Origin of the sequence: Kitasatospora hibisci, assembly GCF_043950205.1 — a bacterium.
GTDB classification, from domain to species: Bacteria; Actinomycetota; Actinomycetes; order Streptomycetales; family Streptomycetaceae; genus Kitasatospora; species Kitasatospora hibisci.
Map to the genome: position 1 here is coordinate 7,522,586 of NZ_CP171642.1, position 24,067 is coordinate 7,546,652.

General features: G+C 72.6%; 15 protein-coding genes and 1 pseudogene. 9 read left to right on the forward strand and 7 right to left on the reverse strand.

Translation table 11 applies throughout. The features are described from left to right. Window positions 1–140: 140 nt before the first annotated feature. A pseudogene (locus tag ACF9IK_RS32770) lies at window positions 141–1,421 on the forward strand (chloride channel protein); the annotation flags it as partial. A gap of 574 nt (window positions 1,422–1,995) precedes the next feature. Here the strand turns inward: ACF9IK_RS32770 and ACF9IK_RS32775 are convergent. Further along, window positions 1,996–2,511: a MarR family winged helix-turn-helix transcriptional regulator gene (locus ACF9IK_RS32775; protein WP_395293057.1), complete on the reverse strand. Its 516-nt coding sequence runs from the start codon at window positions 2,509–2,511 to the stop codon at window positions 1,996–1,998. Window positions 2,512–3,220: 709 nt separating this feature from the next. Here ACF9IK_RS32775 and ACF9IK_RS32780 point away from each other — a divergent pair. Beyond that, a complete protein-coding gene (locus ACF9IK_RS32780) occupies window positions 3,221–3,517 on the forward strand; it encodes a hypothetical protein (protein WP_395297692.1) in 297 nt (98 codons plus the stop codon). Window positions 3,518–3,584: 67 nt separating this feature from the next. Here the strand turns inward: ACF9IK_RS32780 and ACF9IK_RS32785 are convergent, their stop codons facing one another. Then, window positions 3,585–4,619, reverse strand: coding sequence for an amidohydrolase family protein (locus ACF9IK_RS32785; RefSeq protein WP_395297693.1), 1,035 nt, complete (start codon window positions 4,617–4,619; stop codon window positions 3,585–3,587). Between the two features lie 129 nt (window positions 4,620–4,748). On the opposite strand from ACF9IK_RS32785, the gene ACF9IK_RS32790 reads away from it, so the two are divergent. Then, on the forward strand, window positions 4,749–5,468 hold the full coding sequence (locus ACF9IK_RS32790) for a TetR/AcrR family transcriptional regulator (RefSeq protein WP_395298748.1): 720 nt from the start codon (window positions 4,749–4,751) through the stop codon (window positions 5,466–5,468). Window positions 5,469–5,619: 151 nt separating this feature from the next. Here ACF9IK_RS32790 and ACF9IK_RS32795 read toward each other — a convergent pair whose 3' ends face one another. Next, complete coding sequence (locus ACF9IK_RS32795; protein ID WP_395297694.1) at window positions 5,620–6,123, reverse strand: nitroreductase family deazaflavin-dependent oxidoreductase; 504 nt, start codon at window positions 6,121–6,123, stop codon at window positions 5,620–5,622. Between the two features lie 527 nt (window positions 6,124–6,650). Here ACF9IK_RS32795 and hpnR point away from each other — a divergent pair. Both hpnR and ACF9IK_RS32805 read left to right on the forward strand, forming a co-directional pair. Beyond that, window positions 6,651–8,150, forward strand: a complete 1,500-nt coding sequence (gene hpnR / locus ACF9IK_RS32800) for a hopanoid C-3 methylase HpnR (RefSeq protein WP_395297695.1) — start codon at window positions 6,651–6,653, stop codon at window positions 8,148–8,150. A gap of 50 nt (window positions 8,151–8,200) precedes the next feature. Next, window positions 8,201–9,412, forward strand: a complete 1,212-nt coding sequence (locus ACF9IK_RS32805) for a Rieske 2Fe-2S domain-containing protein (protein WP_395297696.1) — start codon at window positions 8,201–8,203, stop codon at window positions 9,410–9,412. Between the two features lie 349 nt (window positions 9,413–9,761). On the opposite strand, the gene ACF9IK_RS32810 is transcribed toward ACF9IK_RS32805, so the two are convergent. The 4 genes from ACF9IK_RS32810 to ACF9IK_RS32825 all read right to left on the reverse strand — a co-directional run bounded on the left by ACF9IK_RS32810 (window position 9,762) and on the right by ACF9IK_RS32825 (window position 18,452). Next, on the reverse strand, window positions 9,762–14,525 hold the full coding sequence (locus ACF9IK_RS32810) for a DNA repair ATPase (RefSeq protein WP_395297697.1): 4,764 nt from the start codon (window positions 14,523–14,525) through the stop codon (window positions 9,762–9,764). 12 nt (window positions 14,526–14,537) lie between these two features. Beyond that, the gene (locus tag ACF9IK_RS32815; protein WP_395297698.1) at window positions 14,538–16,547 is read right to left on the reverse strand and encodes a flotillin family protein; all 2,010 of its coding nucleotides are present in this window, start codon (window positions 16,545–16,547) and stop codon (window positions 14,538–14,540) included. A 48-nt stretch (window positions 16,548–16,595) separates the two neighbouring features. Then, the gene (locus tag ACF9IK_RS32820) at window positions 16,596–17,198 is read right to left on the reverse strand and encodes a hypothetical protein (RefSeq protein WP_395297699.1); all 603 of its coding nucleotides are present in this window, start codon (window positions 17,196–17,198) and stop codon (window positions 16,596–16,598) included. Window positions 17,199–17,345: 147 nt separating this feature from the next. Next, a complete protein-coding gene (locus ACF9IK_RS32825; protein WP_395297700.1) occupies window positions 17,346–18,452 on the reverse strand; it encodes a PucR family transcriptional regulator in 1,107 nt (368 codons plus the stop codon). A 441-nt stretch (window positions 18,453–18,893) separates the two neighbouring features. Between ACF9IK_RS32825 and ACF9IK_RS32830 the strand changes: the two genes are divergently transcribed. From ACF9IK_RS32830 to ACF9IK_RS32845, 4 genes are all read left to right on the forward strand, one after another. Next, window positions 18,894–20,189: a cation:proton antiporter gene (locus ACF9IK_RS32830; RefSeq protein WP_395297701.1), complete on the forward strand. Its 1,296-nt coding sequence runs from the start codon at window positions 18,894–18,896 to the stop codon at window positions 20,187–20,189. Then, window positions 20,176–20,649: a CBS domain-containing protein gene (locus ACF9IK_RS32835; RefSeq protein ID WP_395297702.1), complete on the forward strand. Its 474-nt coding sequence runs from the start codon at window positions 20,176–20,178 to the stop codon at window positions 20,647–20,649. Before ACF9IK_RS32830 ends, ACF9IK_RS32835 begins: the two co-directional genes overlap by 14 nt. Next, the gene (locus ACF9IK_RS32840; RefSeq protein ID WP_395297703.1) at window positions 20,646–21,944 is read left to right on the forward strand and encodes an SLC13 family permease; all 1,299 of its coding nucleotides are present in this window, start codon (window positions 20,646–20,648) and stop codon (window positions 21,942–21,944) included. The genes ACF9IK_RS32835 and ACF9IK_RS32840 overlap by 4 nt, the downstream gene beginning before the upstream one ends. 547 nt (window positions 21,945–22,491) lie before the next feature. After that, complete coding sequence (locus ACF9IK_RS32845) at window positions 22,492–23,511, forward strand: PP2C family protein-serine/threonine phosphatase (RefSeq protein WP_395298749.1); 1,020 nt, start codon at window positions 22,492–22,494, stop codon at window positions 23,509–23,511. Window positions 23,512–24,067 lie beyond the last annotated feature (556 nt).

Genomic DNA, 24,067 nt, shown 5'->3' on the forward strand with positions numbered 1-24,067 from the left:
GTCGGTGCCCGCCATGCGAGCCCTCCTGTCGCAGTCGGAGTGATGACCCTACAATCACTCGCATGCGGTCTTTGCATAGTGCAATAAGTCTGAGGTCGACAGGTCGGCTACGAGCCGTGTGGACCTCACGTCGGGGTCTGCTGGTGCTCGCGGTGGTGGTGGGCGCGGGTGCAGGTGGTGGGGCGATCGTCTTCCGGTGGATGGTGATGACGTTCACCCGCCTGCTGTCCGGCCACGCCGACTACGCCGCGGCCGGACGTGCCGCCAATCCGTACGTCCCGTGGCTGGGGCAGTACTTCGTCCTGGTGGTGCCGGTACTGTCGGCGCTGGTGTACGGGCCACTGGTGTACCGGTTCGCCCGGGAGGCGCGCGGGCACGGGGTGCCCGAGGTGATGTACGCCGTGGCCCGCAAGCAGGGGCGGATCGCGCCGCAGGTCGCCGTGGTGAAGGCGCTGGCCTCGGCGCTGACGATCGGCGGCGGCGGGTCGGTCGGCCGGGAGGGGCCGATCGTGCAGATCGGCTCCGCGCTCGGCTCCTCGATGGGGTCGGCCCTGCGGGTGCCGGTCGAGCGGCTGCGGCTGCTCGTGGCGTGCGGCGCGGCAGGCGGCATCGCCGCGACGTTCAACGCCCCGCTGGCCGGCGTGGTCTTCGCGATGGAGCTCATCCTGCGCGACTTCGCCGCCGAGAGCTTCGGAGCCCTCGTGCTCGCCTCGGTCACCGCCAGCGTCATCGGCCGGTCGGTGCTCGGCGACACCCCCTTCCTGCGGCTGCCCGCCTTCCACGTCGACCACCTCGCCCAGTACGCCCTGTTCGCCGCGCTCGGTCTGCTCGGCGGCGCGGTCGGCGTGGTGTTCAGCAAGGTCCTCTACCTGATCGAGGACGCGTGCGACGCGCTGTGGCGCGGCCCCGAGTGGCTGCGGCCGGCAGTGGGCGGTCTGCTGCTCGGAGTGGTCCTGCTCCTCCTTCCGGAGATGTACGGCGTCGGCTACCCCGTCCTGGAGCACGCGGTCGGCGGCGGTTACGCGGTCGGGTTCCTGCTGCTCCTGCTGGTCGGCAAGATGTTCGCCACGTCGCTGACGATCGGCATCGGCGGCTCCGGCGGTGTGTTCGCCCCGAGCCTGTTCATCGGCGCGATGCTCGGATCCGCCTTCGGCCAGAGCGCCCACGCCCTGCTGCCGGGTGTGGCGGGTCTCGTCGGTGCGTACGGGCTGGTCGGGATGGGCGCGGTGTTCGCCGGTGCGGCGCGCGCGCCGATCACCGCGGTGATGATCCTCTTCGAGCTCACCGGCGAGTACACGATCATCCTGCCGCTCATGGCCGCCATCGTGCTGGCCGAGCTCGCCAGCCGGAGGCTGTCCCGCGACACGGTCTACACCGCCAAGCTCCGCCGCCGCGGCATCGACCTCGACCAGGTCGCCCCGCAGCCGGACGCGGCGCAGCCGCAGCCCGTGCCCGCCGGTGCGTAGCAGGCCGCCCGGCCGCATCCGCCTCCCGCGCCGCCGCAGTCGCGCCGCACCATCCTGCACCGATCGCCCACGCACCGGGGAACCCTGACCATGTCGATGACCGAAGAGCGAACCGTGCCGCCTGTGCACGGATCGGACGAACTGCAGACGGAGAGCGCAGGCGCGGCACGCGCCCGTCGACGGGCTCTGGTGCCGGACGGCGCCGCCGTGGTCGCGGTCGTGTCGCTGCTGCTCCTTGCCGTGATACCGCTCGCAGGCCTGGCCTCCGGCGCGACTCCACAGCGTCAGCCGCCCGCCTCGCGGGCACGGGTGGAACAGCCCGGGCACGTCCGTCACTGTCCGATCGTCCGCAGACGCCACCTGCTCTGCCTGCCCCACTCCACCCGTCACCGCCGTGGAAGCCCGTCGCGGTAAGGGACGTGCCCGTCACTTCCGAGGGCGCTGGGGGGCGGCGACCTGGTGGTGGTCGCCGCCACGCGGGAGGGTCTGGGGCTGCTGCTGGGGCGTGACGGCGGTCTGCGGTGAGCCGTCACCAGCCGAGCAGGTCGGCCGGGTTCCGGTCGGGTGCCGACGGCTCGCCGCCCGCCTCGGCGAAGGCCTGCAGTGCGTCGACGAGGCCGGTGCGCTGTTTCGCGGGCATGGCGGCGACGATCCGGGAGATCTCCTCGCGGCGGCGGTCGGTGGCGTCGACCACGGTCCGGACCCCGGCCTCGGTCAGGGTGATGCGTACTTCGCGGCGGTCCCCGGGGCTGACCTCCCGGGCGACGACGCCGGCGGCGACGAGCCGTTCGATCATCCGCATGGCGGTCGACGGGTTGACGGCCAGGAGCTCGGCCAGGCGTGACATGCTCATCGGGCCCCGCGAGTGCAGGACGACGAGCATCCGGAACTGGGGCAGGGTGAGCGCCTCGGCGACCTCCCCCAGCGATCGCGCGGAGATCGCCACCAGGACCCGGGAGGCGGTCAGCACGGCGGTGACCAGGTCCTCCTCGACGGGGCCGGAGGGCCGGTCGCGGGAGGCGTGCACGGTGAGGTCGTCGGACATGTGTCCTTTTTACCTCCCCGACGCGTCCGTGCACACGTTCATTCGATCTTCCCGCCGTCGCGCAGCGGCCTCGTGCCGCTTCGAGTTCACCCGCAGGGAACTGGCGTCCCGTCCGATTTCTTTGCATAATGCAAAGAGTGCGCCGGTGCTCCGGCCGGCCGCAGGCGCCCCGCGTCCGCGATCGGCCGACGTCCGCCCGCCAACCGAAGGCGCACAGCGGGATCGGCGCGCGACAGCCGGGCGAGTGGCGGACGGAGGTGGATGTCCAGGTGTCAGGGGATTCGCCCCGGCGGCCCGGCCGTTCAGATCGGGAGCGGGCCGCCGGCGGCAGGTTGGGCGGCGCGGATGACCGCGACCGGCTGGACTTCATCCACACCATGGAACTGGCGCGTGTTCCCGATGGTGACGCCCGGGCCATGCTCGATGTCTTCGACGCCCTGCGGGCTCTCGGAGTCCGTACGGCGGCGCGCGTGGAACGACTCGCGGCCGAGGCCCCGGAGTTCGAGGGGGGCCGGGCGTGAGCGGCCCACTCGCGGGATGCGGCGGGGAGCCGCCGAAACCCCGGTGGACCGTTCATCGGCGTCGGAGGGGGTGCCGGACGCCGGGTCGTCCGGCCGCGATGCACGGCGGCCGGTGGTGTCCGCCGGGGCCGGCCCGCCGGGGGCGGAATCGGAGCGGCCGGGCGTGCGCCCGACGGGGAGCGGGCGGTGTGACCACGTGGTTGAAGCGCAGGCCGGCACTGCGGAAGCTGGCGCTCGCCGCGTCGTGGCTCACGGCGCTCACCCTGGTGTCGAGGTTCGCGAGCGGAGTGGTCGACCCCTCGCCGGTCCCCGGGTGCGGAGGATCACTGGCCGGGTCCTACCTGCGGGGTGTCGCCGTCGGAGCCTGGTTGGCGGCCCGTACCTGCCTGTTCGTGGCCGCGCTGCTGTTCGCCGGCGGCGTGGTCTCCGCGGTGGCGGGTGCGCTCCGGGGCCTTCTGCTGTCGATCGGCCGTCGGCCCTGGTGAGGTCGTGGTCCGCCGTGGCGGGGCCGGCCGCGGAGGTCGACGACGGGCCGGCCCCGGCCGGCGTGCCCTAATCGGCCGGTCGCGCGGCGCGGGAGGTGAGGCGCTCCCAGTTGCGGTGACCGATGTCGGCCTTCTGGTCGTCGGTGAACGGCGAGTCCTCCAGGAAGGAGCGGGCGCTGCCGTTGCTGGTGTCGACGTAGGGGAAGCCGCCGGGGCGGAAGCCGTAGGTGAAGGGGTAGTCGGTGGAGTACAGCATCCGGTCGGTTCCGATGACCTCCGACGTCCAGCGCAGGTACCGGGGGCTGTTGGTGCCGCTTCCCGCCACCCAGAAGTTCCGCTTCCAGTAGTCGGCGAGAGGCTGCGTCAGACCGCCCGCCTCGGCGAAGAAGCCGATGTGGTCGAGGTAGAACATGGTGACCTCGCCCCAGTGTCCGGCGATGACCTGGAGGTCGGGGAAGCGGTCGAAGACGCCGGAGAAGATCATGCGCAGGTACTGGATGCCGAGGTCGTAGTACCAGCCGATCCCGGCTCCGGCCAGGATCGGGCCGATGTCACCGAGGCCGGAGTAGTAGGCGTCGACGACGGGTTCGACCGGTGTCTGCGGGTGGAAGTGCAGTGGCACGCCGAGGCGCTCGGCCGTGGCGTACAACTCGTCGTTGTCGGGATGGTCGGCCAGCTTGTCGCCCGTGCGGCCGTAGAGCATCGCGCCGGGGAAGCCCGACTCGATCACCGCGCGTTCCAGCTCGGCCGCGGCCGCGGCCGGCGACTGGGTGGGAATAGCGGCGAACGCCTGGAAGCGGTCGGGGCGGGAGGCGACGATCGCGGCGAGCTCGTCGTTGGCGTCGCGGGCCACGGCGATCGCGTCCGCCTCGGGCAGGTCCTGCACGCCCGGCGACGACAGGGACAGTACGGCCACGTCGATGCCCTGGTCGTCCATGTGGGCCAGGCGCCGCTCGCCGACCTCGTGCAGGTTCCTCGCGATGGTGCCGTCACCGAAGCCGCGGGCCGGGACCTGCGGTGATCCGGCCCGCCGGTAGGCCTCGAAGACGGAAGGGACGATGACGGTCTCCTCCAAGCCGATGATCTTGAGACGACCGGACACGGGTGCCCCCCTTGAGGTGTTTTCAGTGGAACTGACCTGGTGGTTCCATTGATAGTAACAATGGAATCGCTATCTGGGTATCGCCGATATCGCGGCGGTGTCGTCCGGTGGTTAACATTGATCATGGCCATGGACCCCACGCCCGGGCGGCGCGTCGCGGAGACCGCCCCCTCGCCGCGCGAACGAACCCGCCGCAGGATCGTCGAAGCGGCGATCGACCTGCTGGAGCGCGGGGGGCGTGATGCGGTCACCACCCGTGCCGTCGCCGACGCGGCCGGGCTCCAGCCGCCCGCGCTGTACCGGCTGTTCGGCGACAAGGAGGGTCTGCTCGATGCCGTGGCCGAGCACGGCTTCGCGCAGTTCCTGGCCGCGAAGGACCACGTCGGTGAGGATGCCGACCCGGTCCGCGCCCTGCGGTCCGGCTGGGACGTGGCGGTCGAGTTCGGTCTGGCCAATCCCGCGCTCTACGTGCTGATGTACGGTGAGCCCACCCGGGCTTCGGCCGTCTACCGGGTGGGTGTCGAGATCCTCATGGCGCGCATCCGCCGCCTGGCCGTCGCGGGCCTGCTGCGCGTGGGGGAGGACCTCGCGGCCCAGATCGTCAACGCCACCGCGCGCGGCGCCGTCCTGACGTGGCTGTCCCTGCCCGAGGGCGACCGCGATCCGGCCCTGCTGACCGCGATGCGCGAGGCGATGGTCGGCGCCGTCACCAGTGCGGAGCCGGCAGTCCGCGAACGCGGGCCGGCCGGCGCGGCCCGCGCCCTGCGGGCGTCACTGCCTGAGCAGAGTGTCCTCACCCCCGCCGAACAGCACCTCCTGGCCGAGTGGCTCACGCGGCTGTACGAGTAGTCCGCGTGGCGGGATCGCCGCACGGGTCGGGGTGTGCCGCGGTCGGACCGGCCGCGGAGGCCCGAGGGGGCGCCGCCGGTGCGGCGTTCGTTCCGCAGCCTCGCGGAGAGGGGGCGGGTGGGTGGCGGGTGAGCGCCCGTGCCGGCTGCCCTCACCCCCGGGGTCGGTCGGCGTCCGACGGTACGAGGGTCGCGAAGGGGATGTGGTCGCGTCCGGCGAGGAAGTAGTCGCGTTGTGTCCCGTCGACGTGCAGGCCGCAGAAGCGCATCAGCGACCGGGCCGCGCGCGGGTGCTGTTCCGCGTAGCGGGCCAGGGCCAGCCCCGACCCCGTCGGGTTCAGCGGGTGGGCGGTCGCGGTGAAGGCGTGTCGGCCGATCTGGACCGTCACCTCCGGCGTGTGCGCGATGTTGCGGTACCACTGCGAGGACGGGCCGAACCCGGAGGCCACGAGGTAGCCCCCGCTCAGCGGGTCGCGGCCGGTGACTTCGAGGACCACTCGGCGGTGTGCACCGCTCGTGCGGCCGATGTGTGTCAGCAGGAGGAATCGGCTCCCGAGGAGCCATCCGAGGCGCCACCGGTACAGGTGGATCGGGGCCCGCAGGAGCAGGCGGCGCAGGCCCGAGGGGGCGGCGGCGGTCCGGGTTCTGATGACCATGGTCCGGCTGCCTCCTGTGCGTGATGGGGCGTTGCTCGCCCGTGAGCGGCCCCGGCTTGCTAGTCATATTATTTGCATAATGCAAAGGCGTCTGGCGATCGCGCAACCTCGCAGGTGCCGCCGGGCGGCGACGCTCCTGCCGCCGCACATCGACACGGCGGGGCGGATCCGGTCCGGGCCCCGGCGGACGGCTTCGTCCTCCCACTGTCCGGTCAGGACCTTCCCGCCCTCGGGACGCCGACCCACGCGCGTCCGCTTGCGTGACGGCGGGGTGCCACGCCGGTGGCGCCGTCCGGCGAGGCGGGACCGCTGAGCCCGTCCTTCAGGGGCCGACCCCGCACGATGCCCCGGACGAGGCGCCGGACGAGACGCCGTCGCCGGGCACCGGTAACCCCGAGGGCGCGCTGCGTCTGTTCCGGGCGGTGAAGGGCCGGGGCGGGGAGGTGTAGGGCCGTCCGGCCCAGTCGGGGTGGCGGTCGGGTGGTCGGGGGCGAAGGCTCGGTTGCGTTGCCGACGTGGAGGCGCCCGTGAGACTGCTCCTGATCCATCCGAGCGCGCTGATGTACTCGGAGATCTTCCTCCGGCTGGAGCCGTTGGGCCTGGAGCGGGTCGCGGCGGCGGCCCGTGAGGCCGGGCACCAGGTCCGGCTCGTCGACCTGCAGGTGACCCGGCGCTCGCGCCTGGAGGCCGTCGTCGAGTCGTTCGCGCCGGACGCGGTGGGCGTCTCGCTGAACTACCTGGCGAACATTCCGGAAGCGATCGAGATCGCGCAACACGTGAAGCGGGTGCTGCCGGGCTGTTTCGTGTTCTTCGGCGGCCACAGTGTCTCCTTCGTCGCGGAGCACGTCCTCGACCAGGCCGGCGGTGCGCTCGACGCGGTGGTCCGCGGCGAGGGCGAACCGGCGGTGCGCCCCCTGCTGGAAGCGGTGCGCGACGGCGGCCTGGCCGAGGTCCCGGGCATCGTCACCCGTGAGGGGCGCGGCCCGGCGCCCCGGATGATGCACGGCCTCGACGAACCCCGCCCGGCCCGTGACCTCACCGCGCACCGCCGCCGCTACTTCATCGGGGAACTCGAACCCTGCGCCTCGATCGAGTTCACCCGCGGCTGTCCGTGGGACTGCTCGTTCTGTTCCGCCTGGACGTTCTACGGCCGCAGCTACCGCAAGGCCACCCCCGAGGCGGCCGCCGCCGAACTCGCCTCGATCCGTGAGCCGAACGTGTTCATCGTCGACGACGTGGCCTTCATCCGTCCCGAGCACGGCGACGCCATCGCCGCGGAACTCGAACGCCGCCGTATCCGCAAGCAGTACTACCTGGAGACCCGCTCCGACGTCCTGCTGCGCAACCGGGAGGTCTTCGAACGCTGGGCCCGGCTGGGTCTGCGCTACATGTTCCTCGGCATGGAGGCCCTCGATGCGGAGGGCCTGGAGCTCTACCGCAAGCGCGTCGACCCGGACGAGAACTTCCGCGCCCTGAAGGTGGCCCGGAGCCTGGGCATCAACGTCGCCGTCAACCTCATCGTCGACCCCGCATGGGACGCCGAACGGTTCCGAACGGTACGGGAGTTCGCCCTGTCCGTGCCCGAGATCGTCCACCTGACCGTGATGACCCCCTACCCCGGCACGGAGATCTGGCACACCGAGTCCCGGCGCCTGACCACCCTGGACTACCGGCTCTTCGACATCCAGCACGCCGTCGTCCCCACCGCCCTGCCGCTGGAGGAGTTCTACCGCGAACTGGTCCGCACCCAGGCCGTCATCAACCGCAAGCACCTCGGCCTGAGCAACGCATGGGGAGCGGCCCGCATCCTGGGCGGCAACCTGCTGCGGGGACGGACCAACTTCGCCCGGATGCTGTTCAGGTTCAACAGCGTCTACAACCCGGAGCGGCAGATCGCCGACCACGCCCGGCCCGTGCACCACGAACTGCCCCGGCCCGTCCACACCGCACCCGCGGGCCGGCGCGAGCTCTACGTGCACGCCGCACCCGCCGCGCACCGCAGGCCCCCCACCCCGCCGCCGGCCTGAACCGGCCCCGCCGCTCCTGCCCGAACGATCCGCAACCACTGGGAGAACCCATGCCTGACGACCGGCCGGCGGACGAGGCGGAGCCGCCCGCCCCGAAGACCGAAGACGGCGGCAGCAGCCTCCGAGCCGGCGTCGACCTCAGGCGCGTCGGCATCAACCCCGACTTCTGGTACCCGGTCGCCGTGGCCCGCAAGGTACGCAAGGGCCGGACGCTCGCCGCCGTGTTCGCCGGCGAGCGGATCGCCCTGTTCCGCGGCGAGAGCGGCACCGTCCACGCCCTGGAGGACCGCTGTGCCCACCGCCAGGTGCCGCTGAGCATGGGCGTGGTGGAAGGCGAGACGCTCCGCTGCTGCTACCACGCCTGGGCCTACCGCGGGAACGGCCGCATCTCGCAGATCCCGTACCTGTCCAAGGAGACCGGGCGGCCGCCCAGAGGCGTGCGGGCCTACCCGGTCCGGGAGGCGTACGGCCTGGTGTTCGTCTTCCCGGGGGACCCGGGCAAGGCCGCGGACACGCCCTTCCCCGAACTGCCCGCCCTCGGCTCCGCCGGGCACCGGACCATGACGTTCTCCCGGCTCGTGCGCTGCCACTACTCGTTCATGCACGAGAACCTGCTCGACATGAACCACCAGTTCCTGCACCGGCGCATCCTCGGCAGGATCCGTCCCGAACTCCTGGAACACCGCAGCACCCCCGTCTCGGTGGAGGCCCGCTACCTCTTCACCCACACCGGAGGGAAGAGGAACCGCGGAGCCGGCTTCCTCGCCGCCGAGGGGATCGGCGGCAAGGACTCGGCGGACGTCATGACGATCCGGACCGAGTACCCGTACCAGACCCTCGAACTGGTGCCGGAGGACGCCCGGGCCCCCTCCTTCTCCCTCTGGGCCGCCTACGTGCCCAAGGACGCCGAACAGCGCACCAGCCACGCCTACGGCCTGCTCACGATCGCCAAACCGCCCGTCCCGGGCGCACTCCACCTCGCCTGGCCGGTCATCCGGCGCTTCACCGAGCGTGTGTTCGCCCAGGACCGGATGGCGGTCGAAGCCGAGCAGAAGGCATGGGAGGAACAGGGCGAGGACTGGAACCACGAGGTGTTCCCCCTGATCCTCGACGTACGGAAGCTCCTGCGCGTCAACGGAGTCCCGCTGCGCCCCGTGCCGCGGCGTACGGAGTCCGTGTCGCCGCCCCACCCGCCGGCCACTTCCGCGGCACCGGTCGACGAGCGCCGCCCGGCCGACCCGGACGCTCCGGCACGGCCGTAGCCGCCGCCCGTCGCGCGGCCGCCCCGCCTGTCCGCCCCGCCCCCGTCCCACGACTCTCGGTGCGGGCGGCGGTGGCGGCGAGGTCGCCCGGGAAGGCCCTGGGCGCGGTCAGCCCGGGCGGGCCGGCGCCCGGCGACGCGCACAGGGCGAGGCGGACGCGCCGGCGGGGACGGCCCCGGCGCCGTTGCGAAGGCCGCCTCCGCGCCCACGTCGAGCGCGACGTCCGCGACCGCGCCGACCTCGTGCCTCCCCACGTGATCCGGCCGTGGAGGGGCGCCGGGTGAGGACGGGGTGCCAGCCGGTACCGGGCGACTGCCACCTGCCGTACGATCCGGTCGGCCCGGGCCGCTCACTGCTCCCGGTCACGGCCTTCACCGGTCGGAGGCTGTGCCGAGAAGCCGTCCTTGATGGCCCTCCACCGCTCGGCCTGAAGCGGGGTGAGCGCTCCGCGGAGCTCGGCGAGTTTGAGGAGCTGGGCCTCGGCTTCGGGGCCGAGGGCCTGGGCTTCGGCCCGGTAGTGGTCGGTGATCAGGGCTTCGACCTCGGCGTCGTCCATGACCGGGACGATGCGCTGGGTGAGCTTGGCCATGTTGCGGTAGGAGCCCTGGAGGCGGAAGGGGGGTTCGGTGCGGGTGTGGTCGGCCTGGGCGGCGGAGCCGATGTAGGCGCGGTTGACGGCGAGGACGGTCTCGCGGACGCGCAGAAGTCTGGCGAGGACCGCGATCATCCGTTCGGTCCGGTCGGCCGGCCACGGGAGGGACACGGACGGGGTGCCGGTCCCGCCGGCCGCGCGATGGAGGAGGGCATCGAGCTGGGGACGTTCGGCGCCGGCGAGCGGTGCGAGGTGCGGGTTGGAGGTGAGGGCGTTCTCGATGAAGCTGAGGGCGAAGAGGTCCTGGCGGCCGGCGATCGCGTCGCCGAGGTTCCACACGTCGGCGCGGTTGGCCAGCATGTCGGGGATGCGGAAGAGCCGTCCCGTCTCGGTGTAGGGGTTGGCGGCCATGACGACGGCGAACCGCTTGCCACGCAGGTCCCACTCGCGGGCCTGGCCCTCCCAGACACCGTCGATGCGGCGCTGGGCGTCGCACAGCGGGATGAACCGCTGCAGGAATTCGGGCGAGGTGTGCTGGACGTCGTCGACGTAGAGCAGCACGTTGTTGCCCGCGTGGAGCGCGAAGTTGAGCTTCTCGACCTCGCGGCGGGCGGTGGCGTTCGGCGCCTCGGCGGGGTCGAGGGAGGTGACCCGGTGGCCGAGCGCCGGGCCGCTGATCCGGACGAGGAGCAGTCCGAGCCGCTCGGCGAGGTACTCGACGAGGGTGGTCTTGCCGTAGCCGGGCGGGGAGACGAGCAGCAGGAGCCCGCTGCGGTCGGTGCGGGCGGTGCCGCCCGCGGTACCGAGCTGTTTGGCGAGGTTGTCGCCGACCAGGGGGAGGTAGACCTCGTCGATGAGGCGGTTGCGGACGAAGCCGTTGAGGGTCGCCGGTCGGTACTGGTCCAGGCGCAGCCGGGTGCGTTCGGCCTCCAGCAGGTTGGTGCGCAGTCGCTGGTACGCGCGGAAGCCGGGCACCTGGGTGGCGCAGAAGTCGGCTGTGCGGGTGAGGAGTTCGTCCAGGCGCACGGTGAGGTTGCCGGAGTGGATGCGGGGGTGGTCGCCGATGAGGCCGGTCACGGTGGTCTCGGTGGTGGCGGCGGCGGGGTAACGGGGCAGACCGGGGCCGAGGAGGACGGCGGCGGCCTCGGCGAGGTCGCCGGCGGTGGCCCGGTGGCCGGTGGCGGTGGTGAAGGCCTTCAGCCAGGCGAGGGCGAGTTGGCGGCGCGCGGGCAGCAGCGCGGGCTCGTCGGGCAGGGCGGCGAGGGCCTCGCCGAGACCGGCGGACTCCGCCTGGGCGTGGAACTTGTCGAGCAGCGCCGTGGTGGCGGGCCGGGTGGCGAAGCCGAACACCGGGCCGGCGAGTTCCTCGACGAGGTACCGGCCGGCCTGGTGCGCCGGTGTTCCGGTTCGGGCCGCGAACTCGTCGATGCTCTGCTGGAGTTCGGCGGCGAGGTCGTCGAGGGCCGGGATCGCGCCGAAGGCGCGGCGCGCCAGGCCGAGGGAACGGGCGCGGCTGCTCCACACGGCTCTGGCCGCCTCGGTGGTGCCGTGCACCCAGTAGAGCTGGGCGGCGGTTCGGGCGGTGGCCGGGTGGCGGAGCGTTCCGGCGTCCGAGTGCCGCTGGAGGAGCGCGGTGAGGATCGCGGCGGCGTCGTGGTCGTGGACGCCGCGCTGGTAGCCCTCGTCGTGCCGTGCCTCGGCGGCGTGGCGGACGAGTTCGAGGAGCCGGCCGTCCGCGGCGGCGTCGTGGAGGGTGTGGAGACCGTCCGGCTCGGCTTCGAGGAGCAGCGAGGCGGCGAGGTACTCGGCGCGGTACATGCCCGGGGTTTCGGAGACGAGCCGCTGGTCCCAGTAGCCGCTGGTCGCATCGAAGGCCGGGTCGGCGACGGGGGAGCGGTAGTCGGTGCCCGTGAGGGCGAAGGCGGGGCGGCCGTGCCACGGGACGAGGCTGAGTTCGGGCTCCCGGGAGGCGGCGGTGAACAGGTGGCGGCCCAGTCGTACGGTGCCGGGCCCGTCGGCGGAGAGGTCGGCGCGGTCGCGCAGCGAACGGCGGGCCTGTTCGCCGGCTGCGCGCAGCCGGCCGAGCAGTTCCTCGGCGCGTATCGGGTCGTCGAGGTCGCGGAGCTGGTCGGCGAGTTGGCGGGTCTTGACCGCCATGGGGTCGGAAGCGAGGGCGGCCTCGATCTCACCGGGGGACTGGAGGGCTGCGAGGTGGCGGCGCAGTGCGTCGAGGATGCGGTCGGCCGAGGCGGCGAGCCGGTCGGCGCGTCGGGCTTGTTCGTCGAGCAGGGCCTGGCGGCGGGTGGTGAGGGTGTCGTGGATCTCGGTGCGGCGGGTGGTGAGCTGCTCGGTGAGGGTGGGGTCGGCGTCGGCGAAGCGGGTTTCGAGCTGTTCGATGCGCAGCAGGAGCCGGCCGAGCTGTTCGTCGCAGCCCTGCGGGGTGTCGGCCGCGGCGAGGGCGGCGGCGGTGGCCTGGGCGAGCAGGGCGGTCTCGGCGGCGAACTCGGCGGCGGACTCGCGGGTACGCAGTTCGCGGCGGCGGGTGACGAGGGCGGTCCGGGCGCGGTTGAGCAGGCCGAGCACGTCGGCGAGGCGGTCGAGGATTCCGGTGCGGACGGTGGTGTCGGCCACGTCGAGGGTGGTGACCAGGTCGGCGACGGTCTGCAGCGCCTCGGTCTGGGCCGTGAGCTGTTCGGCGAGCGTGTCGGCCTCGGCGGTCGCGGTCAGAGCCTCGGCGCGGGAGGCCAGCTCCTCGGCCTGTCGGCGGTGACCGGTGAAGGCGTCCGGTTCGGCGAGGAACGCGGCGGCTCGGGCGGCGGCCTCGGCGAGGCCGCCGGCGAGGTGGGCGGCGAGCTCGTCGATCCGGTCCGTGTCCGCGCGGGGGACATCACGCAGGGATTCCACCTGGCCCTGGGCGCGGTGGAGTTCGGTCAGCTTGGCCACCCAGTCGGCGGCCGACGCGAGGGTCTCGCCGCGGGTGAGCCGCAGCAGGCCCTCGATCCGCTCGCGAGTCGCCTCGACCGATCGTGCGGCGTCGGCGGTGAGCCGGCTGACGGTCTCGTGCTCGGCGATGACCTGCCGGGCGGCCTCGCGGATCGCCTCCAGAGGCCGGTACAGGTCGCCGAGTTCGGGCTCGGTGAGCCAGTGGTGACGGTCGGCGGTACGGTTGCACGCGGCGAGGACGGCCCGGTATCCCTCGGTGGTGCCGGTGCGGGCGGCGGCCAGCCGGGTGAGGGCGAGGCAGTCGGCGAGGCCGGCCACGAGGTCGGTGTTGCCGATCCGGGCCAGCGGGCCGTGGCCGATCGGCTGTTCGGCGGCGTACCGCTCGCCGGTGAACGGGGTCCGCCAGATCTGCACCGGGTGCAGCCGGGCCTGCGCGTCGACCGTCCGGGGCAGGATGAGGGTGCCGTCCTCCAGGAGCGCGCAGCCCTGGCCGACCAGTGGTGCGGCGGCCTCCTGGCGGACGCTGTTGTACGGCAGCAGCAGGGTGCGGCCGTCCACGGGGTCGCGGAAGGCGAACAGGACGTCCTCGCCGTTGGGGGAGGCCACCGTCCGCTCGTGGCGCAGTCCGTCGGCGGGCTGGTCGAAGACCCGGACGGTCCCGTCGACGAGGACGTAGCCGCCGGGGAAGGCCACACCCTGGTCACCGGGCAGCCGCAGACAGGACTGCCCGAGCGCGTCGAGCCGGGTCACGCGCCCGGTGGGCAGGTGACAGGCCAGGTACCGGACCGTCCGCTCCTGGTAGGGCCGGATCCGTACCAGCAGCAGCGTGCCGAGCCGGCCGTACGCGATCTGCGCATCGGCCAGCGTCTGCAGCGCCTCGTCCAGCGACTCCTCGTGGATCGTGGTGCCCGCGGGGGTGGCGAGCCGAAGGGTACCGCCCTCGGTGGCGAGCAGGAGCTCACCGCCGAGGGACACCTGCGGAGGCCGGCCCGGAAGCCGGTCCTCACGGGTGGTCGCCGTCCAGTCGAGCTGCTGACCGTCGGGCAGCGCGTGGTCGCGCTCACCCCGGGCGTCGACGTAGACCGGGGTGCCGTCGGCGGTGAGCTGCCAGCGCAGCACCCGCAGGTCACCGGCGGCCGGTCCGGTCCGGAAGACGGCCAGCAGCTGGCCCCCGACCAGTCGGAGCTGTTCGAGGCGGGCGTCGCGGTAGTACCGGTGCAGCTCGTCGAAGTCCTGCCCGAGGCGCGGGTCGTCGAGCAGACCCGGCAGCACCTGTGCGGGCGCCTCGCTCAGATCCGGGTGGTGGAGGGTGAGGACGTCGCCGAGGCGGGCGGCGGTTCCGGCGGCGGGCCGGTGTCCGGCCAGCACCAGGCCGCCGACCGCCACCACGTCCCGCAGCACGCCGGCGTTCGGGGTGGCCAGACGCGCGGTGCCGGACAGGGCCAGCTCCCCGCCGCCGAACTCCGCCACCCGCCGGGCGTTCAACGCCTGGGCGCGCTCGGTCAGGTCCGCGGCCGCCCGGGCCAGACGGGCCCGCAGCACCTCGTACGTGCCCGCGTCGACGACGTCCTCGCTCACCTGCAGCTCCTTCTACTTCTTCGTGCCGTTGAGTGCCGCGAGCGGCGTCTCCGCGATGCCCAGCTGCTGAGCGGAGGCGAGCAACTGCTTCAGCGGACCGCTCTGGTCGCCCCCCGAGGCGATGAGCTTCATCAGCAGGGCCGAGACGGTGAGGTTCTGCACGTCGGCGGTGGAGACCGAGGACAGCACCCGGGTGAGGTCCTCGGTGAAGTTCGCGCTGCCGTCGAGCCAGGGCCCGGCCAGGGTGCGGGCGGTGTCGGAGTGGGCGACGAACGCGTCCATGCTCCGGCCGGCCGTCACGGACTGCACCAGGCGGTCGAAGAAGACGCTGTCACCGCCGACGATGTCGATGTTCGCCTTCTCCAGCCCGGCCGCGACCAGGGTGGCCTGGGCTTCGGCGATCTGCCGCTGGGCGTCCAGGCCGGCGAGGCGGATGTCCTTCTCGGCGGCCAGACGCAGCCGGTACTCCTCGTGCGTGCGGGTCGCGTCGTCGAGGGCGGCCATGGCGGCGGCCTTCTCGGTCAGGCCCTCGGCCTCGGCCTTGAGCTTCGCGCCGATCTCCAGCGCCGCAGCCTGGGCCTTCTCGGCGAGGACGGCGGCTTCCGCCCGGCCGACCCTCTCGATCGCGGCGGCCTCCTGCTCGCGCACCTGCACCCGGGCGAGGCCCTCGGCGGCGGCCTCCGCCTGGACGCCCTCGGCGAGGCGGATCTTCGCTGCGGCGTCCAGCTCGGAGGTCTGGCGGCGGGCCTCGGCGAGGACCAGGGACTCCTTGGCCCGGTGCTCGGCGGCCTGCTCGGCGGCCTCGGCCGCCTTGATGTCCTTGACCAGCTTCTCCTGCGCCTCGGCCTCGGCCTGGATGACCGTCGACTTCCGCAGCCGTTCCGCCTCCTCGACCGTGCGGAGGGTCTTGATGGACTCCTCCTGCTCGGCGACGGTACGGTCCACCGCGACCCGCTCGCGGATCACGTCCGCGATCTCCCGCTTCTGCGTCTCGACCTCCTTGTCCTTGGCGATGCGGGCGAGCTCGGTCTCCCGGTCGCGGCCGATCACCTCCAACAGGCGGTCCTTCTCGATCCGCTCCGTCTCCACGGCGATGACCCGCTCGCGGTTCTTCTGCGCGACGGCCACCTCGCGGGCCTGGTTCTCGCGCTGGATGCCGAGCTGCTCCTCGGTCTTGAGGAACGCTCCCTGGGCGCTGAGCCGCTCCTCCTCCTGGACGCGGGCGATCGCCGCCTCCTCCTTGGCGCGCAAGGTCTCGATCTCGCGGTGCTGGCGGATCTCCGCGTCAGCCTGCCGGCGTTCCAGTTCGAGGACGGCCTCGCGGGCGTCGACGTTCTGCCGCGTGATCTCCTTCTCTTCGGTGCGCTGGTACTCGTTGGTGCGGACGTGTTCGAGCGCCGTGAGCTCGGTGATCTTGCGGATGCCCTGGGCATCGAGGATGTTGTCGGCGTCCAGCTGCTTCATCGGGGTCTGTTCGAGGTGGTCGATCGCCGCGTCCTCCAGGCTGTAGCCGTTGAGGTCGGTGCCGATCACGGCGATGATCTGGTCGCGGAACTCGTGCCGGTGGGTGTAGAGGTCGGTGAAGTCCATCTGCTTGCCGACGGTCTTCAGCGCCTCGGAGAACTTGGCGGAGAAGAAGTCCTGCACGGCGGCCTGCTGGCTGGCCCGGGCGGTACCGATGGCCTGCGCGACCTTGATGACGTCCTCGACGGTCTTGTTGACCCGGACGAAGAACGAGATCCGGATGTCGGCCCGGATGTTGTCCCGGCAGATCAGGCCGTCGCGGCCGGTGCGGGAGATCTCGATGGTCTTCACCGAGATGTCCATCAGCTCGGCTTTGTGCAGGACGGGCAGGACGACCGCGCCGGTGAAGGTCACGTCGACCTTCTTCGTCTTGGAGACGATCAGCGCCTTGCCCTGTTCGACCTTCCGGTATAGCCGGCTGGTGAGCAGCAGCAGAGCGAGCACGATGAGCAGGGCGACGGCGACGAGTACGCCGAGGCCCACAGCGATGGCGTCCATCACGGGTCCTTTGAATGAAGAGAAGTCACGGCCGCGCGGAGCGCGCGGTCACCGTCCGAACAGCACCGGATCGAACGGGGCGACGAGGAAGTACTCGCCGTCGGGGTCGTAGTCGAAGACCAGTGCCGTGCGGCCGACGGACAGGCCCGCTTCCTCGGTGTGGGAACGGACCTGGATCACCGCGGTCGACCCGTCGGCGGCGGCCACCTCGGCCTGCCCGAAGTCCTCGGTGACCCGACCGGTGCGCACGACGCAGATCCGCCCCACGAAGTCGTGCCGCCGCGCCGCGCGTTCCTGCGGGAACAGCCGCGTGAGCGGCCGCAGCAGCGCCCTCGTCCCGGCCCACGCCGAACCGAGCGCCGCCACCAGGACGGCGGTGCGGGCCGGCAGACCGGTGGTCAGAGCCGAGCCGGACAGGCTCACGAACCAGGCAATGGCGACCAGCAGCGAAACCGCCACCGTCACCGGCACCCCGCCCAGGCCCAGACCCGCGAGTGCACCCCCGTGGGTGTCGACGCCCTGCCCCCCGTCCAGGGCGTCGACACCCAGGCCACCGAGCACCACAAGCCCCCAGTACCCGATGACCACCAGCAGCGCGAAGCTGAACAGGGCCGCTGGGAAACCCAGCGCGGCTTCAAAGAACCCGTGCATCCGCCCCGCCCCCCATGCCTCGCGCCGCGGCGCCGAACCGCTCGGCGCCATGGAGATCGTGACAGTCGGCGCACTGCCCGCACATTGCCAGGATCCGGCAATCTTTATGCGACTTTGACGCCTGGAACGCTCAGGGCCCGACCGTCGTCAGAGCGGCAGCCGCGGCCATCCCAGCAGCCGTGCGCCCATCGCCGCGGTCTCCAGGGTGTAACGGTGCAGGGCGTCCGAAGGGTCGTAACCCGTCAGGGTCTTGATGCGTTCGATCCGGTAGGCGAGGGTCCGTACGCTGACCCCCAGGCGCCGCGCCGCCTCCGCGTTCACATACCCCGCCTCGGCGTGCGCGGCGATCGTGTCCAGCAACGGCCGGGCGCCTCCGCGAGCACTGTTCAGGGGCCCGAGCACACTGCGCACCAGGTCCGCCATCGCGGCCCGGTCGCGCATCAGCACCGGGAACACGAGCAGCTCCTCCGCCTTCAGCAGCGCTGCGGGCAGGTCCAGCCGGTCCGCGAAGTCGAGCGCGTCCAGCGCTTCCTCGTAGCTGCGAACGACGCCGCTCGCCCCCGAATGCCGCCGCCCGGTCGCCACCCGCCGTGCGGGCCGGTACCCGGCTCCCGGGCGGAGCGTCAGCTGGGCGAACGCATCCAGCACCGCCCGCTCGCTCTCCGGGGCGACGCACACCAGCCGGCCGTCCTTGCTGGCCAGCAGCACATCCCGCTCGCCGAAGCGGCCCACCAGCTCCCGCTCCACCCTCCGCGCCAGCGGGTGCACGTCGTCGTACGGCTCTTCGCCGACCGCCACCGCCACCGCATGCGTACGAGCCAGCCGCAACCCGAACCGCTCCGCCCGCTCCGCCAGCGCTCCGAGGTCGCTCCGGCCGAACAGCAGGTCGTCGATGAACTCCCGGCGTGCCGCCTCTTCCTGCCGCATCGCCAGCCGCTGCGCCCGCTCGTGCCCCTCGCCGAGCGCGGCCAGGGCGGCGTCCGCCGTGGCGATCACCGCCTCGCCGGCCTGTCGCAGTTCGCTGAGCGTGGTGGCGGCGGCGACGCCGGGGAGGGACTGCCACGCCCGGCGGCCGGCACCGAGGCAGTGCGAGACCAGCTCGCGCAGGCCGTGCCCGGCCTCCGCGCTGCGTTCCCCGAAGGCTCGAAGGGTCTCCAGCTCCGACCGCCGCAGATGCCGGCCGGAGCGCGAGACGTCGGCGAGCAGTTCCAGGTACTGGGCTGTCAACTCGGTCGGGATGGTCTCGTCTTGCACGTGTCTACTCCGCTACCCGCATGGCCGGTGTGAAGGCCAGTTCGCGAAGCCCCTCGGCCCGCTCCGAGCCCCCGGCGCGAGCACCGCTCCCGCCGGCGTGCCGGCAGACGGCGATGAGCCCCCGAAACCCGCCAGCAGGGATGAAACCACACCCGTCCGGCGGCCGACCACGCTGCCGGCGCGGAGGCGGACCGCGGCCGCGAGCGTCGACGGGCTCCCGCCCCGGCTCGCCTGCGGGCGTCCGTGCGGGCCCGACCCACCCGGGCGTGTCACGGCCGGTGACAGGGTTGCGGCGGCTCCTGGCCCGGGGCGTCGGATGCGTTGGCCGTTAAAGGACTATCAGGGAGCGGTAAAAGTCGTATAAAGTTCGGGGCGGAGTGCCGGGAAGCCTGGTCGGCGATCAAGGGACAGTTCTCTTCGTCGATCCGGGGGTGACCTCTCGTGGTGCTCGTTGCGTGCTTCGGAGCCGCACTGCTTGTCGCAGTTCTTCTGTCGGGCTTGGCAGCCCGGTCCGTGCTCTCCACCTCGCTGCTGTTTCTCGTGGCAGGTGCGCTGGTCAGCGACGGCTTTCTCGGCCTGATCCACATCACGCCGGACAGCCCGATCGTCGCCGCCACCGCGGACCTCGCGCTGTTCACGGTGCTGTTCACGGACGGCATGCACGTCGCCTTCTCGTCGCTGCGCAGCGCGTGGCGCAACCCCGCGCGGGCGCTCGGCCTGGGGATGCCGCTGGCGTTCGTCGGCATGGCGCTCGTGACGCACTTCCTGGTCGGACTCGACTGGACCACGTCGTTCCTGGTGGGCGCGGTGCTGGCGCCGACCGACCCGGTGTTCGCGTCGGCGATCGTGGGCCGAAAGGAGGTCCCGGCCCGGTTGCGGCAGCTCCTGAACGTCGAGTCGGGGCTGAACGACGGCCTGGCACTGCCGGTCGTGCTGGTGCTGATCGCCGCGGCGGGACCCACCTCGCCCCACTTCGAGGCCTCCCTGCCGACGATCGGTCTGGAACTGGCCGGCGGCCTGGTCCTGGGCGTCGCGCTGCCGGTCCTGGTCCACCTTCTGGTGCGAGTGCCGGTCCTGGGCGCGGAGGCGAAGCTGCAGCCGCTGCTGCCGCTGGCGACCGGCGTCCTCCTGTACGCGGCCTGCCACCTCACCGGTGCCAACCCCTACCTCGCCGCCTTCTCGGCCGGCGCCGTCCTCGCCTCCGTGTCCCCGGAGTCCAAGGCGACCTTCGAGCCGCTCGGCGAGGCACTGGCCGAGCTCTCCAAGTTCGCCGCCCTCCTGGTCTTCGGCGCACTGCTCACCCCGCGCCTGTTCGGAGACCTGTCGCTCGGGGGGTACGTCGCGGTGGCGCTGGCGATCCTGCTCATCCGCCCGGCCTCACTGCTGATCTCCCTGGTCCGCTCCCGCATCGACCGGCGAGAGCAGCTGGTCGCGGCCTGGTTCGGGCCCAAGGGCTTCGCGTCCGTCGTCTACGGGCTGCTCGTCCTCCAGGCCGGCATCCCACAGGGCGAGCAGGCGTACACCCTGATCGCCGTGTGCATCGCCGCCTCGATCGCGGTGCACTCCAGCTCGGACGTACCCGTCGCCAGGCTCTTCCACGTCGACGTGCCGGTCCTGCCCGCGCCGGTCGACGATGGAGAGGGCGCCCCGGCGCGCGGACCACGGACCACGCCCGCGATCCCGACCCAGGCGACCGCCGACACCCTCGCGAAGGAGCACCCCGATGCGCGCACGTGACCTCGCCGAGCCCTACCCCGTGGTGAGCTTGGACGATCAGGCCCTGGACGCGGCCAGCCTGTTGGCCGAGCATCGGTTGCCCGGCATCCTCGTCGTCGACTCCGCAGACGTACCGGTGGCGGTCCTGCCGGGCTCCCAACTGGTACGTCTGCTGGTCCCGGGCTACGTGATGGAGGACCCGACGTTGGCCGCCGTGATCGACGAGGCGCACGCCGACAGGCTGTGCGCCGCCCTCACCGACCTGAGGGTGCGGGACTGCCTGCCGGCGGACGCGCCCGCACCGACGGTCGCACGTGCCGACGACACCGCGATGGAGATCGCCGCGCTGATGGCCCGGGCCCACAGCCCCCTCGTGGCCGTCGTCGACCACCCCGCCGGCCGACACGCCACGGGCGGCGGACGGTTGCTCGGCGTCATCACCGCCTCCCACCTGCTGCACCGACTCCTGGGGAACCCGTGAACAACTGGCAGGCCTGGGCCTCGCTCGCCGTCTTCGCCGCCGCCTACGTCCTGATCATCACCGAGTGGGTGCACCGGGTCGCCGCCGCCCTCGGCGGCGCGGGCCTGATGCTCGCGATCGGCGCCACGGACGACGAGGCCGCGTTCTTCTCGACGCACTCCGGCATCGACTGGAACGTCATCTTCCTGCTGATGGGCATGATGATGATCGTCGGGGTGCTGAGGAGAACCGGCGTCTTCGAGTACCTGGCGATCTGGGCGGTCAAACGCGGCAAGGGGCGCCCTTTCAGGGTGATGGCCATGCTGATGGTGATCACGGCCGTGGCCTCGGCGCTGCTGGACAACGTCACCACGGTGCTGCTGGTGGCTCCGGTCACCCTGCTGGTGTGCGACCGGCTCGCACTGAAGGCCGCACCGTTCCTCATCGCCGAGGTGTTCGCCTCCAACGTCGGCGGCATAGCGACCCTGGTGGGCGACCCGCCGAACATCATCGTCGCCAGCCGGGCCGGACTCACGTTCAACGACTTCCTCGTCCACCTCGCCCCCCTGGCGGTCGTGCTGACCGCGGTGCTGGTCCTGATGTGCCGGTTCATGTTCCGCCGCTTCTTCGTCTACGACGAGGACCGCGCGGAGGAGGTGATGTCCCTCGACGAGCGCGAGGCCATCAGCGACCCCCGGCTGCTCACGCAGGGCCTCGTGGTGCTCGCCCTGGTCATCGCCGGGTTCGTCCTGCACCCGGTCGTCCACTACGCCCCGTCGGTGGTCGCCCTCCTGGGCGCGGGCCTGCTGGTCGCGGTTTCGAAGGTCGAGATCAAGGACGTCCTCGGCGAGGTCGAGTGGCCCACCCTCGCCTTCTTCGCGGGCCTGTTCATCATGGTCGGCGCCCTCATCGAGACCGGTGTCATCGGAGAGGTCTCGCGCGCCCTCGCCGACGCCACCGGCGGCAGGGCACTGGCCTCGGTGATGGCGCTGCTGGGCGCCTCCGCCGTACTCTCGGCGATCGTCGACAACATCCCCTACGTCGCGACCATGGCACCGATCACCGCAGACCTCGTGAACACCGTCGGCGAGCCCCACGGTGTGGTGCTGTGGTGGGCCCTGGCCCTCGGTGCGGACCTGGGGGGCAACGCCACGGCCATCGGCGCCTCGGCCAACGTCGTCGTCCTCGGCATCGCCGAACGCAACCGCCAGCCGATCAGTTTCTGGACCTTCACCCGCTACGGCATCCCCGTCACCGTCGTGACCGTCGCCATCTCCGCGCTCTACCTCTGGATGCGGTACTTCCTCCTCGCCTGAGGGAGCCGCGGCCGTGCGGTGCGGACCGGCCGCGGCCACCGGTGCACTCCGAGAGCATCCGCCGGTCTCGAAACTCGGGGATGTCCACGGGACATCGGCATCGCGTGCTGCCGAAGCGGAGCCGTCAGCGCTGTGACACCGCACGCCCGCCGGCCGGAGCGGCTCCGCACCGGCCGGCGAGGCCTCGATCTCGTCGAGGAGTGCCGGCGCGTGCGCCGTTCGACGGCACGCCGTTCGACGGCACGCCGTTCGACGGCACGCCGTTCGACGACGTCCACGCCGTGCGCAATCTCCTCCTCGTTCCTCCTCGCCGAGCGCGTCGTGGCCCCACGGCGCCGAACCGCGGATGCCCCGGCGCTCGTGAAGGCCGCGAAGGCCGCTGACCGGCCTGTGGCCGCCGCAGACCGGGACGGCGCGTCTTGCCTCGGCGTTTGCACAGTGCAAAAGTAGCGTCCGGAGTCCGAGCCGTCCGAGTCGTCAGGAGGGGAACGTGAAGTACCAGCAGTCCGCCCGCCGTGCGCAGCTCGCCGGGCTGCCGTTCGGCGCGATGGCCGCGGTCGCGCTCGTCGACCTCCTGGCGGGCCCCGAGATCGGCTTCCTGGCCCTCTTCTCGATCGGGCCGGCGTTCGCCTGCGTGAGTGGCACCGTGCGCCGGGCCCTGGTGGTCGGCGCACTCGGCTTCCTGCTGTGCCTCTGCATCGCCTGGTACGACGGCATGCTCGACACCCGCCGGGCGGCGGTGGCCCTGGCCACGGTTGCCGGGGTGACCGGCGCTGCGGCCCTCGCGGCCACGCTGCGCGGCCGGTTCGAGCGCGAGCTCGCCGACGTCCGCTCCGTCGCCGAAGCGGCACAACGCGTGCTGCTGCGTCCGGTGCCGCGCCGTGCCGGGCGGATGCGCGTCGCGGTCTCGTACACGTCGGCAGCGGCCGAGGCGCGCATCGGAGGGGACCTGTACGAGGTCGTGCTCACACCGTCAGGCTCCACCAGGGTGATCGTGGGCGATGTCCAGGGCAAGGGACTGGAGGCGGTGGAGACCGCCGCCGTCGTCCTCGGCGCCTTCCGCGAGGCGGCACCGGACGAACCCGTCCTCGAAGCCGTCGGCGCCCGGTTGGAGCGTGCTCTCAACCGACGCCTGGAGGGCGAGGAGTTCGTCACCGCCGTGCTCGCCGAGGTCGACACCGACCACACCGTGACCCTCCTCGACTACGGTCATCCGCCGCCCCTGCTCCTGCGCGGCGACGGCGCGGTGCAGTTCGCGGAACCGTCGCTCACCGCACCTCCCCTCGGCCTCGCGGCGCTCGGCCCGGACGGCCCCAGGCCCTATCGGGTGGAACTCGCCCCCGGCGACCAGATGCTGCTCTACACCGACGGCGTCACCGAGGCCCGGGACGCGCGCGGATGCTTCTACCCGCTGGAACGCAGGGCCTTCCTGCTCAAGGACGACGATCCGGACAGCGCTCTGGAGGCGCTGCGCCGTGACCTGGTGGGGCACACGGCGGGGCCGTTGAAGGACGACGCGGCGATGCTGCTGCTGCGGTACCGCGACGACGGGCCCGCGACCCGCTGACCCGTCCGACCTGTGACCCGTCCGACCTGTGACCCGCCGAGCGCGTGGGCTTCCCCGGGGCTCGCCACCGGGTCGGCACTCTCCTGCCGTCCGGGCGGGCGGTGCCACCCGACGCCGGTGGGTGATCACCGCGGTCGGGGTTCCACGTGGTCGGGCTGAGCCGGTCACCCGGGAGCACCCACCGGTCGGAGTGGGTGCCGGGCGCCGTCGCGGCGGCGCGGTCGACCCGGGCGCGTGTGTTCCTCCGTGGCGGCTGCGGTTCCGGTGGACGAGTCCCGGATCGGTCCGCGGCGTTGCGTGCGTCGAGGGCCCTCGCCCGGCCCGCCCGTGCGCCACGTGCAGTGCGAGCCGGGTGAATGGCCGGGCGGGTGGGGAGGGGACTACGACGAAGCCTCCACCACCCGCCCGCTCCGGAGGGCCGTGCGACGTGGCGGGGATGCCGCGTCGAGCCTGTCCGGGCATGCCGGTCCGGTCTCCGGGTGGGGGTCCACCCGCGGCGCGAAGCACCTCGTGACCGTCGGAGCACCGACACTGCCTTTGCATTATGCAAAGAAGT